Origin of the sequence: Luteimonas kalidii, assembly GCF_029887935.1 — a bacterium.
GTDB classification, from domain to species: Bacteria; Pseudomonadota; Gammaproteobacteria; order Xanthomonadales; family Xanthomonadaceae; genus Luteimonas; species Luteimonas kalidii.
This window is the reverse complement of record NZ_JARXRO010000010.1, coordinates 121,928-138,992: the sequence shown is the minus strand read 5'-3', so window position 1 is coordinate 138,992 and position 17,065 is coordinate 121,928. Positions and strand designations below refer to the sequence as shown.

Sequence of the window (17,065 nt, the reverse complement as noted above, 5' to 3'; positions counted from 1 at the left end):
TGGCGCTACCGTAATTCCGCTCGCAATCTCCCGCGCGTCGAGCACCGGGAGCACCAGCATTCGCAGTTCCAAACGCGCGCGCCGCGCGCGACGCGTCCAAACCGGATCCGACTCCCTGCGATCCGCGATTCGCGGCAGCGTGCCCTTCGTCAGCCGGCGAGATGGAAGTGCGCGATGATCAACGAGCCGATCACGATCACGTTGCTGATCATCACCCCGCCGCGACCCCAGGTCAGGCGGTAGGCCAGCAGGCGCTGGCGCGCGCCGACGGGATCGCGGCGCGCATCGCGCGCAAGCATCGGGTTCATGTGCCGCGGCAGCATCACCAGCAGCTGCCAGTTCATCGCCAGCAGCGCCACCGCGATCGCGACGAAGGTGTGGCGCTCGTCGCCGAACACCAGGTGAGTGGCGATGATCGCCGCGATCAGCACCAGCGACAGCACGATGTAGCGGCGCGAGAAGCGCAGCAGCGTGTCGCGCTCGTCGGCGGTGTCGGCGTAGTCGAGGATGACGCCACGTGCGAACCAGGCCGCGACCAGGCCACCGAGCAACCCGCCCGAGGCCGCGCCCGCGAAGCCCAGCGCGAAGCGCGCGAACAGGCCGCCGGCAATCGACTTGGTGGCGATGCCCAGGCCCGCGGCCGCGGCCGGCTTGCTGAAGCCCAGCGCCGCGGTCACGCCGACCGCGAACGCGGCCGAGGGCGCGCTGCTGCGCGCGAACTCGCCGAAGCGCGAGAGCAGGTCGTCGCGCACGCTCTGGCGGGCGCGCGACAGGCGCTTGCGCACGGCGGCGTCGGACAGGCCCAGCAGCATCGCCACCTGCTTCGAACTCTGGCCCTCGCGGTAGTACAGCAGCAGCGCCTCACGGCTCTCCGCGGGCAACTCGGAGATCAGGTCGGCGGCGACGGCGTCGCGCTCGGCATCCAGCGCCTGCTCCAGGGGGCAGCCGTCGGGATCGGCGGCGTGCTGGATCGCGAGCTCCGCCGCCTCGCCGTCGAGCATCCGGTTGCGGCGCCCGCGCAGGTGGTCGTGGGCGAGGTTGCGGGTGATCTGGCGCAGCCAGGGCAGGAAGCTGGAGGCATTCTTGAGCCGCGGCAGGTGGTGCCAGGCCGAGAGGAAGGCCTCCTGCGCGATGTCCTCGCTGGTGGGCACGTCGCGGGTGATCGCCAGCGCGACCGCGGTGACCACGTTCTGGCTGGCGACCACGATGCGGCCGTAGGCGTCGCGGTCGCCGCGCACGGCGGCGGGCAGTTCGCGCTTGATCAGCAGGTCGATGGCGTCGTTGGACATGCGGTGGCCTGCGTGGGAAGTCGGGACGTGACGCGCGCGGCGGGGCGGATGTGACCGGTCAGGGCGCCGGCAGCACCCGCCAGGTGTCCTCGTCGCGCTGCACCTCGAGTTCGCGCACCTGCGGTGCGCCGTCGCCGCGGATGGCGGACACGGAGACCGTGCCGGTGCCCGAGCCGTCGGTCCGGTAGTCGGAGACGGCCACGCGCAGCGCATCGCCGTCCGCCGGGCACGCGGATGCCGGCAACGGTTCGACGCCCGTATCGCGCGCGGCGGCGAGCACCGCCTCGCCGGGATCCTCGCCATCCACCGACAGGCACAGGGCGGCGCCTGGCGCGGCATCGCGCTCGCGCGCGGCCAGGGTCGCGGCCAGCGCGGGCGGAACGGGGATGCGGTGCGCGGTGCCGGTATCGGTGACCACCGGCAGCAGCGAGGGATCCAGCACCACCGGTGCGGCAGGCGCCGCCGCCGGAGCCGGCAGGTCCCAGCCCGGGTTGCGGAACTGGTTGAGCCACAACGCAAGCGCGATCACCGCCGCCACCAGCAGGATCAGGCGCAGCCGGGCGCGGCGCGTCGGGGAGTCGGCGCTCAGGCGCGCGGCGTGGCCGACGTTGGGCAGGAAGTTGCCCGGATTGGCGGCGGTGGCCTCCAGCAGGCCTGCCTCGCGCAGCAGCTGTCGCGCGCGGGGCTGGTCGTCCGAGCGCACCACCCAGACCGCCGCACGCGGACCGGCGTCGGGCTGCTCGCGATAGCTGAAGCTGCCGCGGATGCTGCTGCGGAAGGTGCGTCCGTTCTCGATCCGCACCTCGATGCCTTCGGCCTCCAGCAGCCGGGCGACGGCTTCGGCGTTCTCGGGGCGGGCGCTGCTGAAGACCTGGCGCATCGCGGCTCAGTCCTTCGCCGGCACGGTGCCGGCCGCGCGTGCATCGGCGACCACGCGGATCATGCCTTCCTGCACGGTGCTGGCGACCAGGCGCCCGTCGCGGCTGAACACCTGGCCGCGGGCGAGCCCACGCGCGCCCTGCGCGCTGGGGCTGTCGATCGCGTACAGCAGCCACTCGTCGGCGCGGAACGGGCGGTGGAACCACAGGCCGTGGTCCAGCGAAGCCATCTGCACGTCGGGCTGGTAGTAGCTGATCCCGTGCGGGTAGGTGGCGGTGCCGAGCAGGTGGAAGTCCGAGGCGTAGGCCAGCAGCGCGCGGTGCAGCTCGGGGGCATCGCCCACGCGCTCGCCGAGCCGGAACCAGACGTGGTTGAACGGCGGCTGCTTGGCCGGCCGCAGGTCGTTGCGCGGATGCACGTGGCGGAATTCGAACGGCCCGGCGCGATCGAGCCAGCGCTGCACCTTGGTCGGCAGCGTGGCCAGCACCTCGGGCGGGATCGGATCGGCGGGCGCGATATCGTCGGGGTCGGGCACCTGCGGCATCGGCGGCTGGTGCTCGACGCCGCGTTCGGCCTCCTGGAACGAGGCCGCGCAGAAGAAGATCACCTTGCCGTGCTGGATCGCCGTGACCCGGCGTACCGAGAAGCTGCCGCCGTCGCGGGTGCGGTCGACGTCGTAGACGATCGGGTGCTCGATATCGCCGGCGCGCAGGAAGTAGGCGTGCAGCGAATGCGCCGCGCGCGGTTCGGGCATCGTCGCCTGCGCCGCGGACAGCGCCTGGCCCAGCACCTGGCCACCGAACACGTACTTGGTGCCGATGTCGCGGCTCTGGCCGCGGAACAGGTTGTCCTCGAGCCGTTCCAGCGACAGCAGTTCGATCAGTTCGGAGACGGGCGGGGACATGGCGCGGGCTGCGGGAACGTGCGGGGAATTATACGGGCGCGCGCGAGGCAGCCGGGCGCCGCGCGGTTGGCGGTCGTGGCGGTCGCGAGGCGGCTCAGGGCAGGCGCGCGAGCGAGGCGGCGGCGAGCACGCGTGGCCACGGGAACCGCGGGCCCGGATCGCGCTTGCGCGGCACCTGTTGCGCCGGATCGTCCGCGGCCGCGACCCGTTCGGTGTCCAGGTCCTCGTGGCCGGCGATGTGGCGCAACGCGGGCAGCGCGTCCTGCAGGTGCGCCAGCAGCGCGAGCAGCGCGTCGACCTGGGCCTCGGGATAGGGCTCGTCCATCGCCTGGTGGGCCGCGTCCAGCCAACGCGGGTAGCGTCCGCGGTTGACCAGTTCGATCCCGACCGAGCGCGGGTTCCAGCCGCGCACATGGTGGGCGATGCGCGTGGCCGGGACGTACTCGACGATGCGGCCGTCGCGGTCGATGTACCAGTGTCCGCTGTTGCCGGTGCCGCTGGCGGGATAGCGCACCTGCTCACCGTAGGCGCGCGCGGTGGCGAGGTCCGGCAGTTCGGTGCAGTGGATGACGACCAGGTCCACCGCATCGATCGGGCGTGCATCGAGCCGCGCGACATAGGGCAGGTGGTCGACGTGAATCGGTGCGTCACCGGGCGGTCGCGGCATGCGGCGATGCTAGCATTGCGCGATGAAACTGCCGCCGCCCGGAAGCGACCTGCACCGGCTCATGACCCGCTTCCCGCGCGCCGGACAGGTCCGCTGGATCGGCCTGCGCCCGGCGCGCGACGTGCCGATGCGTGAGGTGGAAACCGCGCAGGCGTCGGCCGGTGGCGGTCTGGCGGGCGACCGCTATGGCGGCGGCAGCGGCAAGCGCGGCATCACCCTGATCCAGGCCGAGCACCTGCCGGCGATCGCCGCGCTGGCCGGGCATGCGCAGGTCGCGCCGGCCACGTTGCGCCGCAACCTGGTGGTGTCCGGCATCCCGGTCATCGCGCTCAAGGGCGTGCGCTTCCGCGTCGGCGAGGCGCTGCTCGAGGGCACCGACAGCTGCGACCCCTGTTCGCGCATGGAGACCGCGCTCGGCCCGGGCGGCTACAACGCGCTGCGGGGCATGGGTGGACTGTGCGCGCGCGTACTCGAAGGCGGCGTCGTGCGCGTGGGCGACGCGGTGCAGTGGGTGGACGCGTGAGCGCGCGCGGGCACTGCATCCTCTCGCACGGGTTCGAGAGCGGACCGGCGGCGACCAAGGTGGCCGCGCTCGCCGAGATCGCGCAGCAGGTGGGCTGGAGCGAAGAGCGTCCCGACTACACCGACCTGGATGCGCGCACCGACATCAGTTCACTGGGTGACGTGCACGCGCGCGTGGAACGGCTGCATGCGCTGGCCTTGCGGGCGGCCGACCGCGGCCCGCTGGTGCTCGCGGGCTCGAGCCTGGGGGCGTGGATCTCCGGGCAGGTGTCGCTGCGGGTGCCGGTGCGCGGGCTGTTCCTGATGGCGCCGCCCACGCGCATGGGCGATGCGCCGCCACTGCAGGCGGCGGACGTGCCGGTGTCGATCGTGCACGGCTGGCACGACGAGCTGATCCAGGCGATGGCGGTGGTGGAGTGGGCCCGCGCGCGCAGCGCCACCCTGCTGCTGGTCGACGACGAACACCGTCTGGCGGACCACGTCGACGCCTCGGCGCAGGCGTTCGGGCGTCTGCTCGACAGCCTCGGCCGATGAGGTTCTTCGCCTCCTGCGCGAAGGGGCTGGAATACCTGCTGGCCGACGAGCTGGCCGCACTGGGTTGCGCGCGGGCCACCGCGGCCGTGGCGGGGGTCAACGTCGAGGGCGAACCGCTGGATGCGCAGCGTGCGGTGCTGTGGTCGCGCCTGGCGAGCCGTGTGCTGTGGCCGCTGGCAGAATTCGACTGTCCGGACGCGCAGGCCCTCTACGACGGTGCCCGTACCGTGCCCTGGCCCGAACACCTGGATGCGGGCATGACCTTGGCGGTCGACGCGCACGTGTCCGGCGAGGCCATCACCCATGCGCGCTATGCCGCGCTGCGGGTCAAGGACGCGGTGGTCGACGCCCTGCGTGAACACGGCGGCGCGCGACCGGATGTCGACGTGGAGGCCCCCGACCTGCGCCTGAATCTGGTGGTCCGCAAGGGACGCGCGATCGTGTCGGTCGATCTCGGCGGTGGTCCGCTGCATCGCCGCGGCTGGCGTCGTACCCAGGGCGAGGCGCCGCTCAAGGAGACCCTGGCGGCCGCGGTGCTGGCGCGGGGCGGTTGGCCGGCGCGGTATGCGCAGGGTGGTGCGCTGTTCGACCCCATGTGCGGCAGCGGCACCCTGCTGATCGAGGGCGCGCTGATGGCGGCGGATGTCGCCCCGGGCCTGCTGCGCCATGGCGACGTGCTGCCCAGCCGCTGGCATGGCTTCGATCGCGCAGGCTGGCAATCGCTGGTCGACGACGCGATGGCGCGCGAGCGTACCGGTCGCGCGGGGCTGCGTGCGGTATTCGCCGGCAGCGACGCCGATCCGCGTGCGATCGCCGCCGCGCGCGAGAACGCCACCGCCGCCGGCCTGCGCGACGCGATCGCCTGGGACGTGTGCCCCGTCGAGCGCCTGCAGCAGCTGCCGGCGCGGCTCGCCCCGGTGGGCCGGGCGGACGCGGAGACGCAGGCGGCCGGCGAGGGCGCCCAAGCGGAGGTCGCCGCGGCGCACGAGCCTGCGCCCGCGCCGGGCCTGGTGGTCTGCAATCCGCCCTACGACGCCCGGCTCGCGGCGGACGCCGCGCTGTACCGGGCGCTCGGCGATGCGCTCAGGCGCACCGTGCCGGACTGGCGCGCGAGCCTGCTGTGTGGCGACCGCGAACTCGGTTTCGCCACCGGCCTGCGCGCGCGCAGGCACTACCAGGTCTTCAACGGCGCGCTGGAATGCACGCTGCTGGTGTGCGACCCGATCCAGCCGGCGGCCCGCGAACCGGCCGCGCCACGCGAACTGTCGGACGGTGCGCGCATGGTCGCCAACCGCCTGCGCAAGACGCTGCGTGCGTCGAAGGCGTGGCGCGCACGCGAGGGCGTGGACTGCTTCCGTGCCTACGATGCCGACCTGCCCGAATACGCCGCCGCGATCGACGTCTACACCGCTGCGGTGACCGGCGAGCGCTGGCTGCACGTGCAGGAATACGCCGCGCCCGCCGAGATTCCCGAAGCGGTGACGCGTCGCCGCTTCGGCGAACTGCTGGCCGGCGCCGCGGACGCGCTGGAGGTGCCGCGCGAGCGGACCGCGATCAAGACCCGCGCCCGCGGCAAGGGCGGCAGCAAGTACGGACACCTGGCCCACCGCGGCGAGTTTCTCACCGTGCGCGAAGGCGAGGCACGCCTGCGCGTGAACCTGTTCGACTATCTCGACACCGGCCTGTTCCTCGACCATCGCCCGCTGCGTCTGCGGATCGCGCGCGAGGCGCAGGGCGGGCGCTTCCTCAACCTGTTCTGCTACACCGGCGCCGCGACCGTGCATGCGGCCGTCGGCGGCGCGGCGCAGACCACCAGCGTCGACCTGTCGGCGACCTACCTCGAATGGCTGGCCGACAACCTGCGCGAGAACGCGATCGGCGGCACCCGCCATCGCATCGCGCAGGCCGATGCCCTGGCCTGGCTGCGCGCGGACCGCGGCGAGTACGACCTGGTGTTCTGCGACCCGCCCACGTTCTCCAACTCCGCCCGCGCCGACGACTTCGACGTGCAGCGCGCGCACGTGGAACTGCTGTCGCTCGCGGTGGCCCGGCTGGCGCCCGACGGTGTGCTGTACTTCTCCAACAACTACCGCCGGTTCCGGCTCGATGCCGCCGCGGTGGCCACCTTCGCCGAGGTCGAGGACATCAGCCCGGCCACGCTGCCGCCCGACTTCGCGCGCAACCCGCGTATCCATCGCACCTGGCGCCTGCGGCGCAGGATGGCCTGAGCGCCGCACAGGCGTACCTGGCTGGCAAGTAGCGTTCCGCCAATGCCACTGTGGCCGCGTCTGCCCGGGCGCATATTGAGGGTCTGTCCAACGAAGGGGTGCCCCATGAACGCCACCACGCCGGTCCGCTACGCCCGCATCGCCCGCAAGGTCCGCGGTACGCCCGCCTCCGATGGCGCGGGCGTGCGCCTGACCCGGGTGATCGGCGGCGGCGAACTGCCCGACCTCGATCCGTTCCTGCTGCTCGACGAGTTCGGCACCGACCGGCCCGAGGATTACCTGGCCGGCTTTCCCAGCCATCCGCACCGCGGCTTCGAGACCGTGACCTACATGCTCGACGGCCGCATGCGGCACAAGGACAACCACGGCAATGAAGGGCTGCTGGTGCCCGGCAGCGTGCAGTGGATGACTGCCGGCCGCGGCCTGGTGCACTCGGAAATGCCCGAGCAGGAAGCCGGCCGCATGCGCGGTTTCCAGCTGTGGGTGAACCTGCCGGCCAGGGACAAGATGGTCGAGCCGCGCTACCAGGAGTTCGCGCCCGACCGGCTGCCCGTGGTGGAACCGGCGCAAGGCGTGTCGGTGAAGATCGTCGCGGGCGAGGTCGACGGCGTGCGCGGCCCGATCGCGCAGCCGGCCACCGATCCGGTCTACCTCGACGTCACCCTGGCGCCGGGTGCGGTCTGGTCGTACGCGCTGCCCGAAGGCCACAACGCGTTCGCGTACGCGTTCGAGGGTGCAGCCTCGCTCGGCGACGGCGAGGATGCGCGCGATCTCGCGTCGCAGGAGATGGCGGTGCTCGGCGGTGGCGAGTGGCTGGCGCTGCGCGCGGGCGACGCCGGCGCGCGGTTGCTGGTGGTGGCGGGACGTCCGCTGCGCGAACCGGTCGCACGCCACGGGCCGTTCGTGATGAACACGCGCCAGGAACTGATGCAGGCCTTCGTCGATTTCCAGGAAGGCCGCTTCTGATCCACGTTCCGGTGGCACGCACCGGCCGGGCAACCCGGCCGGTGGGGCGCCGTGCTGCGATCGTCAGCCGTTGCCGACGAGGTCCGGGCGGTCGTGGCCCAGCCACTTGTAGAAGACGCCACCGATCAGGCCGCCCAGGATCGGGGCCAGCCAGAACAGCCACAGTTGCGCCACATGGGCTCCGCCGGCCAGCATCGCGACGCCGGTGGAACGCGCCGGGTTCACCGACGTGTTGGTCACCGGGATGCTGATCAGGTGGATCAGCGTCAGGGCGAGCCCGATGGCGATCGGCGCGAATCCCACCGGCGCACGTGCATGCGTGGCGCCCATGATCACCACCAGGAAGAACGCGGTCAGTACCACTTCGCACAGGAACGCCGAAGCCATCGAGTAGCCGCCCGGTGACAGCTCGCCGTAGCCGTTGGTCGCGAATGCACCGGCGCTGCCGCCGTCGATCGCGAAACCTGCGGCGCCGCTGGCGATCTGGAACAGGACCAGGGCCGCCGCGGCACCCCCCAGCGTCTGCGCGACGAGATAGGGCAGCAGTCCGCTCGCCGGAAAGCGCCCGCCGGCCCACAGGCCGACGCTCACCGCCGGGTTGAAATGGCCGCCGGAAATGTGGCCCAGCGCGTAGGCGCCAGTCAGCACGGTGAGGCCGAACGCCAGCGCGACGCCGACGAATCCGATGCCCAGCGGATTGCCATCGCCGCCGAAGTTGGCCGCGAGCACTGCGCTGCCGCAACCTCCCAGGACGAGCCAGAACGTGCCGACGAATTCGGCGCAGAGTTTCCGCATCATGAGGTGGCCCCAAGGGCGGGTGACAGGTCCCGCCACGAAGCCGACCGTAGGACGCTCCCCGGTCCCGCCGCACCACGGATCGTGCAATCAAGGGCGCGCTGGCGCAGGCGACCGACAAACGGCAGGGGAAGTGCTGCGGCGCAGCAAGCATTGCGGGTTGGACAAACGCGTCGTTTCGGTATAGTGGCCGCGAAACGGAATTCATCCCCCTTGCAGGATCGATGAATTACCCACGAAGTTGTTGCGGTGCAGCACTTCCCCCATGCAGGGCTGTGACCTCGTGGTCCCTTCGCTACATGGAGAGACTTCAATGAAGCCGATGTACCTGCTGCTGGCCGGCCTGCTGTGGTCGGGCCACGCGACCGCGCAATCGTCCGCCGCCGAGAACTGCCCGGAACTGCCGCCCGGCGCCGACCTGGCCTGGGACGTGGTGAACGGTCCCGACTTCGTGTTCTGCAAGGCCATCCGCGCCGCCGACGGCACCCAGGCGTTCTCGGTGATGCTGGGCAGCGACTCGCCGTTCCGGGCCGACCGCAACCTGCGCGAGGAAGACGCCGAGATCGATGGCCACGACGTGCGCTGGTACCGCGCCGACGTCGCCACGCGCCAGAACGTCCTGGTGCGCGAGACGCTGGTGGAACTGGGGCGGCGCAGCCAGGCGCACATCGTCGTGCGGGCCGATTCGGAGGACCTGCTGGCGCAGAACCGGCAGCTCGCCGAGCGGCTGCGGTTCCGCGACAACGCGGTCGGCGGCGACTGAGGGCGTCCGCGCGTCGCGGACGCGCGGACGCTGAAAGCGTCCGATGCTGCGAACCCGGCGCGGCCGGGTCAGTTGCTGCCCATGCGTGTATCGGAGAAGCGCAGGCCCCCGGCCTGGCGCAGGCTTTCGGCCAGCTGCTGCTCGTCGTCCACGCGCACCATGATGTGCGCGGTCAGGTCGTCGTCGAGTTCGACCAGGGTCTCGCGCACGAGCGCGTTCTGGACCGCCAGGTCACCGCGGTACCAGCGCACCTCGTGGCCGTCGATCACCGCCTCGTGCTCGCGCAGCTTGAAGCGCTCGCGGAACGGCGACTCCGCCCGCAGCATCACCGAGAAGGCCTGGTGGCCGTCGGCGCGCATCGCCTTGCAGAACAGGAAATCGTCGCCTGCGGCCGTCTCCCAGACCAATCCGCTGCCTGCCGGCAGTTCCGGACAGCGGCCGGACGACTGCGCGAAGGCAGATGTCGACAGGCACAGGGTGGCGGCAGCGAGCCAATGCTTCATGGTCATGACGGATCCCCCGGATTCGCCCCGACAGTGCCACGTCACGCCTCATGATGCAATGCACAAAACTTGAAGCGCGTCATCTTTCCGGCAGGGGGATGAACTCCGTTTCGTCCGCAATCGTGCCGAACCGCCCCGCTTCCCAGTCCCGCTTGGCCTGTTCGATGCGCTCCTTCGACGAGGACACGAAGTTCCACCACAGGTGCCGTGGACCGTCGAGCGGCTCGCCGCCGAACAGCAGTGCCCGCACCGGGGTCTTCGCCCGCAGCACCGCGGGCGCACCAGGCACCGGGAGCACCAGGTGGCGCGCAGGCAGGTCGTGGCCGTCGAGCTGCGCCTCGCCTTCGAGGATGTAGAGCGCGCGCTCGGGATGGCTGGCCTCGACCCGCATTTCCGCGTCGGGATCGAGGTCGATCGCGACGTTGAGCGTGTCGCTGAACACGCCCACCGGGGACTGCTCTCCGTACGCCCGTCCGGCGATCACGCGCAGGTTCGCGCCGCGATGGCGCAGGTGCGGCAGGGTGGCCGCGGGATGGTGGTGGAACGCGGGCGCCGCTTCCTCGTGCGCCTTCGGCAGCGCCACCCAGGTCTGCATGCCGTGCAGCGGCTGGCCGCCGCCGCGCAGTTCGCCGGGCGTGCGTTCGGAGTGGGAAATGCCGCGGCCGGCGGTCATCCAGTTCACGTCGCCCGGGTTGATGTCCTGCAGCGACCCCAGCGAATCGCGATGGCGGATGCTGCCCGACCACAGGAAGGTGACGGTCGCCAGGCCGATGTGGGGGTGCGGGCGCACGTCGATGCCGGCGCCGGGGTCGAAGACCGCCGGACCCATGTGGTCGACGAAGACGAAGGGGCCGACGCTGCGCGCCTGCAGCGTCGGCACGGCGCGACGGACGATCATCTTGCCGATGTCGTGCTCGCGCGGGGCGATGATCGTGGTCATGCGCAGATCCTGGCGGGGCCTGGCGGGCAGCATCGCATGCGCCTGCGCGCAGCGGCCGCGGCAGCCGGCAACGCACCGTTCCGCCGCCGGTCCCGGTCCAGCGCAACGGAGCCGTCGGGTCGCCACACTCCGCATCTGCGGGACGCGGGCCCTTGTACCGGGCGGGCAGGGCGCCGCCGATCTCTGCAGCGCATCGACCAGGGTCACCGGACGTCGGACGCGGCCCCGCCATCCCAGGCGTCCGCCGGCCGGCGCGGCCTACGGTGCCGAGGCGGTTGCCCGGTAGCGCGACACTTCGAGCACCGCGCCCTCCGGACCGATGCGGACCACACTGACGCGGTCGTACTCGGTGTCCGGCATCGGTCCGGCCTCGCATTCGCACAGCGCGGCGACGATGTCCGGCACGGTGTTGCTGTGGCCGGCCACCAGGATGGTCCCGGCCGGATGCGCAGCGCGGAGCTGCGCGGCGAAGGCAGAGGCGGGCAGGCGGGCGTCGTAGGTGCGCGGCGTCAGGCCCTGTCGAGCCGCTACCGACGCCACGGTGGCGCGGGTGCGCCGGAAGTCGGTGGTGTACACCGCCGTGAGCGGCGTGTCCGCCAGCAGTGCCGCGAGGGCTTCGGCACGTGCCTGGCCGCGTGCGTCGAGGCCGGGGTCATCGGGCGGCTGGGCCAGCTTCTCGGCATGGCGGACGACGATGAAGGTCGGACCCTGGCTGGCGGCGACGTCGCCGCGCGCACCCGCGCACGCAGCGAGGACCAGGGCGAGCAGGACAGGCAATCCCGAGCGGAGGCGCGGCGTCATTCCGTCATTGTGCGCGAACACGGGACGCGACGGGCAGCGCCTGACCATCGGGGCGGGTCGCTGATTACGTGCGGCCCGGGCACGCGCCAAAGATGTCCAGCGCGAAAGATGTCCAGCGCAGCCGGCGGCGCGGTCGTGGCGATGCGGCGCGCGCACGGACGATCGGGGTGGCGGCGCGCGGGCGGGTTCGGGCTGCGTTCGCCGTCTCTGGGCGTCAGTCCTTCTTCGCGTGCCACCTGTCGTCGTCGCCCTTCTCGTATTTCTCCTTCACCGCCGCCCAGGCCACGCGGTGCGCGGTTTCCTCCCGGCCCGCATCGCCGCGGCGGTCGTCGGGATCCTTGTACTGGTCCCAGGCGCTGTTGAAGGCTTCCTTGTAGATCTCCTGCGCGTGCGTTGGCACGTTGTCGCGGACGGAGTCGGGCAGGTCGCTGATGCGGTCGTAGGGCATCTGAGTGCTCCGGTCGGGCCTGCGACCCTAGCGCCGGACGCGTCACCACGCGGTGACACGGGCGTGAACGCGTTGAATACGCGGGTGTGGGTGTCACTCGCGACTTCGCACTTGGCGGGCACGGCAGCCGCTAGATGGCGACGGAACGGCGCGGCGGCGCACCCGACACCGCGCGCTCGAGAACCCGAGCGCGCGGCCCGTTCTGTCGCGTCAGGCGCTGCGCACTGCGGCCGGCGCGCTCAGCGTTTCCGATCGTCACCACGCTGTGCGCCGGAAGGCGCCAGCGCGATCAGCAGGCCGCGCGCGGCCTTCTGGCGGGTCTCGAAATCGGGCAGGTCCAGGGTGATGCGCAGCTTGTCCGGGCCGTCCATGCGGTAGTGCGCGGGCTGGCCCTGGATGAGCCGGATCACGGCCATGGGGTCGACCGCCGGCTGCTCCACGAACTGCAGCCGGCCGCCGCTCGCGCCCAGGTCGAGCTTGCGGATGCCCAGCGCGGTGGCATCCAGCCGCAGCTCGGCGATCGCGAACAGGTGCTTGGCCGCCGGCGGCAGCAGGCCGAAGCGGTCGATCATCTCCACCTGCAGCTCGCGCAGTTCCCCCGCGTCGCGCGCCGAGCTGACGCGCTTGTACAGCGTCAGCCGGGTGTGCACGTCGGGCAGGTAGTCCTCCGGGATCAGCGCGGGTACGTGCAGTTCCACATCCGCCCCGCGGTGCAGCGGCTCGTCCGCGTCGGGCAGCTTGCCCTGGCGGATCGAGCGCACCGCGCGCTCGAGCAGTTCGGTGTACAGGCTGAAGCCGACCTCGGCCATCTGCCCGCTCTGGTCCTCGCCGAGCAGTTCGCCGGCGCCGCGGATCTCCAGGTCGTGCGTCGCCAAGGTGAAGCCGGCGCCGAGCTCGTCCATCGAGGCGATCGCGTCCAGCCGCTTCTGCGCATCGCCGGTGATCGAGCGCGCGTCCGGCACCACGAGGTAGGCGTAGGCGCGGTGGTGCGAACGGCCGACGCGCCCGCGCAACTGGTGCAGCTGGGCCAGGCCGAAGCGGTCGGCGCGATTGATGATGATGGTGTTGGCGTTGGGGATGTCGATGCCCGACTCGATGATCGTCGAGCACAGCAGCACGTTGAAGCGCTGCTTGTGGAAGTCGAGCATCACCTTTTCCAGCTCGCGCTCGGGCATCTGGCCGTGGGCGATGCCGATGCGCGCGTCCGGCACCAGTTCCTGCAGCTGGCGCTGCATGCGGCCGATGCTCTCGACGTCGTTGTGCAGGAAGTACACCTGGCCGCCGCGCGCGAGTTCGCGCTGGAAGGCCTCGCGCAGCATGGCGTCGTCCCAGGCGTGGACGAAGGTCTGCACCGCCAGCCGGTGCGCGGGCGGGGTGGCGATGATCGACAGGTCGCGCAGGCCGGCCATGGCCATGTTGAGCGTGCGCGGAATCGGCGTGGCGGTGAGGGTAAGCAGGTGCACGTTGGCGCGCAGCGCCTTGAGCGCCTCCTTCTGGCGCACGCCGAAGCGCTGCTCCTCGTCGACGATCACCAGGCCCAGGTCCTTGAACTTCACGTCCTGCTGCAGCAGCCGGTGGGTACCGACGATCACGTCCAGCGAGCCGTCGGCGATCCTGCCGATCTCGGCCTTGATCTCCTTGGTCGACTTGAAGCGCGACAGCACCTCGACCCGGATCGGCCAGTCGGCGAAGCGGTCGCGGAAGTTGCGGTAGTGCTGCTCGGCCAGCAGCGTGGTCGGCACGAGCACGGCGACCTGGCGTCCCGCCGCGGCGGCGACGAACGCCGCGCGTACCGCCACTTCGGTCTTGCCGAAGCCGACGTCGCCGCAGACCACGCGGTCCATCGGCTGGCTGGAGCCGAGGTCGCGGATCACCGCCTCGATCGCGGCATGCTGGTCGGGCGTTTCCTCGAACGGGAATGCGGCCGCGAACGGTTCGTACATCGCGCGGTCGAGCGGCAGGGCCAGGCCGGCGCGGGCCTGGCGCTTGGCCTGGATCTCGAGCAGTTCCGCGGCCACGTCGCGCACCTTCTCCTGCGCCTTGCGCTTGGCCTTGGTCCACTGCTCGCCGCCCAGCGAATGCAGTGGCGCGGTCTCGGGCGAGGCGCCGGAGTAGCGGCTGACCAGGTGCAGCTGCGCCACCGGCACGTACAGGCGGTCGCCCTTGGCGTATTCGATGTCCAGGTACTCGCCGGCCTGGCCGCCGGCCTCCAGCGTGACCAGGCCGCGGTAGCGCCCGACGCCGTGGTCCTCGTGCACGATCGGCGCGCCTTCGCTGAGCTCGCCCAGGTCGCGGATGATGGCTTCGGGCTCGCGCCCTGCGCGCTTGCGCCGCCGCGGCTGCGCGGCGCGTTCGGGGAACAGCTGGCGCTCGGTGAGCACCGTGATCCGCGGCGCATCCAGCGCGAACCCGTCGTCGAGCGGGGCCACCGCGATGGCGAAGGTGGCCGCGTGACCGGGGGCCGCCGCTGCGGCGCCGTCATCGCCCAGGAAGGTGGCGAAATCCGGCAGCACCACCGGCGTCAGCGCGGCGGCATCGAGCATCTCCAGCAGCGCCTCGCGGCGGCCGGCCGAATCGGCGGCGACCAGTACGCGGCCGCCGTAGCCGCCGAGGAAGGTCTTCAGCGCCTGGCCGGGTTCGCTGTCGCGCAATGCGAGCGGCAGCGTCGGCGCGGGCTGTTCGCCCAGCGCGCGCGCCTGCTCGTGGCGTGCATGGGCAGCGCCGCAGACCTCGATGCGCGCGCCGGCGTTCAGCCGTTCACGCAGCGCCTCGGGTGACAGCCACAGTTCGCCCGGCGGGAGGATCGGCCGTTCGATGTCGTGGCGCAGCTGCTCGTAGCGCTCGCCGGCCTGGCGGAAAAAATGGTCGGCCGCCTCCAGCGCGCCGTCGTCGACCAGGGGCAGGGTGTCGGAGGCGAGGTAGTCGAACAGGGTCGCGGTGGTGGCGAAGAACAGCGGCAGGTAGTACTCGATGCCGGCCGGTACGATCCCGGACTTGAGGTCCTGCATCAGCGCGCTGCGGCGGGTGTCGACGTCGAAGCGGTCGCGCAGCGCGTCCAGCGCCCCGGCCAGCGCGTCGTCGTGGGTGGGCACTTCGCGGCCGGGCAGCATCTGCACCGCGTCGACCCGGTCGAGCGAGCGCTGGGTCTCGGGATCGAAGGCGCGGATCGATTCGATGCTGTCGTCGAACAGCTCCACGCGGTAGGGCTGGCTGGCGCCCATCGGATACACGTCGAGCAGGCCGCCGCGCACCGCGAAATCGCCCGGGTCGAACACCTGAGGCACGTTGCGGTAGCCGGCGCCCTCCAGACGGCGTTTCTCGGCATCGAGGTCGAGCACCTGGCCCACGCGCACGTCGAACGCGCTGCCGACCACGTGGCGCAGCGGGGCCAGCCGCTGCAGCAGGGTCTGCACCGGCACGATCACCACGGCCGGTCCGGTCAGCGCGGGCAGCCGCAGCAGGGTGGCCAGGCGCTGGGAGACGATGTCCGGATGCGGGCTGAAGCGGTCCCAGGGCAGGGTTTCCCAGTCCGGGAACGCGACCACGGGCAGCCGCGCGTCCCCGCCTGTCAGCGTGTGCAGGTCCGCTTCGAGCTGGTGCGCGGCGTGGTTGTCGCGCGCGACCAGCAGCAGCGGGGCGCCATGCGCGCGCGCCGCCTGCGCGGCGTGCCAGGCCAGTGCACTGCGGCTGGCGGGGGCGCGCCACCAGGCGCGGGGCTGGCCGGGCCGCGGCAGCGGCGGGGCGGAAGGAGCTTGGGGCATGGGGGAGTCGCGTTCCGGAAAAAGCACGACGGCGCCGGCAACCTGCGTCGCCCGCGTGCGGATCGCCGATTTTACCGTGCGCCTGCGGGTGCTGCCGTCACGCCGACCGCCGCCGGATCACGCGTCGGGCGCACGCAGCCACTGCACGCGGTGGCCACCGCCGCGGGTGGCGAGCGTCGACTGCAGCGCCGGCAGCAGGCCTTCGAGCAGGCGCTCGAACCGCCAGGGCGCATTGCACAGCAGCAGGCCGCTGCCGTTCATGCGCAGCGCCGACTCCTCGGGCCGCACCATCAGTTCCGCGCACAGCACGGATTTCGCCGGCAGGTGCGCGGCGCGGCGCAGGAACGGCTGCACGGTGGCGCGCTGCTTGATCGGGTACCACAGCACGAACATGCCCTGCGGCCAGCGGCCCAGCCCTTCGCGCAGCGCGGCCAGCGCGGGATCGAATTCCGCGCGCTGCGCTTCGTAGGGCGGATCGACCAGCACCAGGCCCCGCCCGATCCGGACGCCTTCGGACCTCGGCGGCAGCAGTGCGCCGATCGCGGCATAGCCGTCGCGCTGGTGCACGCCGACGCGCGGATCGGCGCCGAGCTGGCGCCGCAGCGCGTCGGCTTCGTCCACCTGCAGCTCGCAGCAGGCGATCCGGTCCTGCGTACGCAGCGCATGCGCCAGCAGCCACGGCGAGCCGGGGTAGGCGGCATCGCCGTGGGCGGCGCGACAGACGCCGATCGCCTCGCGATAGCGCGCCAGCGCCGCCGGCACGCTGGCGCGGCGCATCAGGGCCTCGACTCCCTCGGCGGCCTCGCCGGTGCGCCGCGCTTCGCCCTCGTCCAGCCGGTACAGGCCACGGCCGGCGTGGGTGTCGAGCGCGAAGCACGGCGACGGCTTGGCCACCAGTGTATCGCACAGCGCCAGCAGCACGGCGTGCTTGAACACGTCGGCGTGGTTGCCGGCGTGGAAGGCGTGGCGGTAGTTCATCGGTCGGGCACGCGGTGGGGCGCGGAGGAGGCGGGCAGGATGGGGGGCGGGCGTGCAAATGTCATCCCCGCATCACCGGCCACCGGC

16 protein-coding genes are annotated in these 17,065 nt (G+C 72.1%); 5 read left to right on the top strand and 11 right to left on the bottom strand.

Annotated elements, in window-relative coordinates; genetic code table 11:
* Positions 1 to 149: 149 nt before the first annotated feature.
* The 4 genes from QFW81_RS03405 to QFW81_RS03390 all read right to left on the bottom strand — a co-directional run bounded on the left by QFW81_RS03405 (position 150) and on the right by QFW81_RS03390 (position 3,739).
* Positions 150 to 1,289: an RNA polymerase sigma factor gene (locus QFW81_RS03405; protein WP_280577151.1), complete on the bottom strand. Its 1,140-nt coding sequence runs from the start codon at positions 1,287 to 1,289 to the stop codon at positions 150 to 152.
* Between the two features lie 58 nt (positions 1,290 to 1,347).
* The gene (locus QFW81_RS03400) at positions 1,348 to 2,169 is read right to left on the bottom strand and encodes a putative signal transducing protein (protein ID WP_280577150.1); all 822 of its coding nucleotides are present in this window, start codon (positions 2,167 to 2,169) and stop codon (positions 1,348 to 1,350) included.
* Positions 2,170 to 2,175: 6 nt separating this feature from the next.
* Entirely contained in the window at positions 2,176 to 3,072 is an 897-nt protein-coding gene (gene tesB, locus QFW81_RS03395) for an acyl-CoA thioesterase II (RefSeq protein ID WP_280577149.1), read from the bottom strand.
* 94 nt (positions 3,073 to 3,166) lie between these two features.
* Positions 3,167 to 3,739 (bottom strand): N-acetylmuramoyl-L-alanine amidase, encoded by a 573-nt coding sequence (locus tag QFW81_RS03390; RefSeq protein WP_280577148.1) that lies wholly within the window; start codon positions 3,737 to 3,739, stop codon positions 3,167 to 3,169.
* Between the two features lie 22 nt (positions 3,740 to 3,761).
* On the opposite strand from QFW81_RS03390, the gene QFW81_RS03385 reads away from it, so the two are divergent.
* The 4 genes from QFW81_RS03385 (at position 3,762) to QFW81_RS03370 (ending at position 7,989) form a co-directional block, all read left to right on the top strand.
* Complete coding sequence (locus QFW81_RS03385) at positions 3,762 to 4,262, top strand: MOSC domain-containing protein (protein ID WP_280577147.1); 501 nt, start codon at positions 3,762 to 3,764, stop codon at positions 4,260 to 4,262.
* Entirely contained in the window at positions 4,259 to 4,795 is a 537-nt protein-coding gene (locus tag QFW81_RS03380) for an alpha/beta hydrolase (RefSeq protein ID WP_280577146.1), read from the top strand. Before QFW81_RS03385 ends, QFW81_RS03380 begins: the two co-directional genes overlap by 4 nt.
* A complete protein-coding gene (rlmKL, locus tag QFW81_RS03375; protein ID WP_280577145.1) occupies positions 4,792 to 7,023 on the top strand; it encodes a bifunctional 23S rRNA (guanine(2069)-N(7))-methyltransferase RlmK/23S rRNA (guanine(2445)-N(2))-methyltransferase RlmL in 2,232 nt (743 codons plus the stop codon). Before QFW81_RS03380 ends, rlmKL begins: the two co-directional genes overlap by 4 nt.
* 105 nt (positions 7,024 to 7,128) lie before the next feature.
* Positions 7,129 to 7,989 (top strand): pirin family protein, encoded by an 861-nt coding sequence (locus QFW81_RS03370; protein ID WP_280577144.1) that lies wholly within the window; start codon positions 7,129 to 7,131, stop codon positions 7,987 to 7,989.
* A 63-nt stretch (positions 7,990 to 8,052) separates the two neighbouring features.
* Here the strand turns inward: QFW81_RS03370 and aqpZ are convergent, their stop codons facing one another.
* Positions 8,053 to 8,787, bottom strand: a complete 735-nt coding sequence (gene aqpZ, locus QFW81_RS03365) for an aquaporin Z (RefSeq protein WP_280577143.1) — start codon at positions 8,785 to 8,787, stop codon at positions 8,053 to 8,055.
* Between the two features lie 310 nt (positions 8,788 to 9,097).
* Between aqpZ and QFW81_RS03360 the strand changes: the two genes are divergently transcribed.
* Positions 9,098 to 9,547 carry a hypothetical protein gene (locus tag QFW81_RS03360; protein WP_280577142.1) on the top strand — a complete coding sequence of 150 codons (450 nt, stop codon included), beginning with the start codon at positions 9,098 to 9,100 and terminating at the stop codon, positions 9,545 to 9,547.
* A gap of 68 nt (positions 9,548 to 9,615) precedes the next feature.
* Here QFW81_RS03360 and QFW81_RS03355 read toward each other — a convergent pair whose 3' ends face one another.
* The 6 genes from QFW81_RS03355 to QFW81_RS03330 form a co-directional block, all read right to left on the bottom strand.
* Positions 9,616 to 10,056 carry a hypothetical protein gene (locus tag QFW81_RS03355; RefSeq protein WP_280577141.1) on the bottom strand — a complete coding sequence of 147 codons (441 nt, stop codon included), beginning with the start codon at positions 10,054 to 10,056 and terminating at the stop codon, positions 9,616 to 9,618.
* A 73-nt stretch (positions 10,057 to 10,129) separates the two neighbouring features.
* The gene (locus QFW81_RS03350; protein WP_280577140.1) at positions 10,130 to 10,990 is read right to left on the bottom strand and encodes a pirin family protein; all 861 of its coding nucleotides are present in this window, start codon (positions 10,988 to 10,990) and stop codon (positions 10,130 to 10,132) included.
* A 258-nt stretch (positions 10,991 to 11,248) separates the two neighbouring features.
* Entirely contained in the window at positions 11,249 to 11,791 is a 543-nt protein-coding gene (locus QFW81_RS03345; RefSeq protein ID WP_280577139.1) for a phosphoglycerate mutase family protein, read from the bottom strand.
* A 214-nt stretch (positions 11,792 to 12,005) separates the two neighbouring features.
* On the bottom strand, positions 12,006 to 12,239 hold the full coding sequence (gene chaB / locus QFW81_RS03340; protein WP_280577138.1) for a putative cation transport regulator ChaB: 234 nt from the start codon (positions 12,237 to 12,239) through the stop codon (positions 12,006 to 12,008).
* 239 nt (positions 12,240 to 12,478) lie between these two features.
* A complete protein-coding gene (gene mfd / locus QFW81_RS03335; RefSeq protein ID WP_280577137.1) occupies positions 12,479 to 16,000 on the bottom strand; it encodes a transcription-repair coupling factor in 3,522 nt (1,173 codons plus the stop codon).
* Between the two features lie 117 nt (positions 16,001 to 16,117).
* Positions 16,118 to 16,978 carry a 23S rRNA (adenine(2030)-N(6))-methyltransferase RlmJ gene (locus tag QFW81_RS03330; protein WP_280577136.1) on the bottom strand — a complete coding sequence of 287 codons (861 nt, stop codon included), beginning with the start codon at positions 16,976 to 16,978 and terminating at the stop codon, positions 16,118 to 16,120.
* Positions 16,979 to 17,065: the final 87 nt, after the last annotated feature.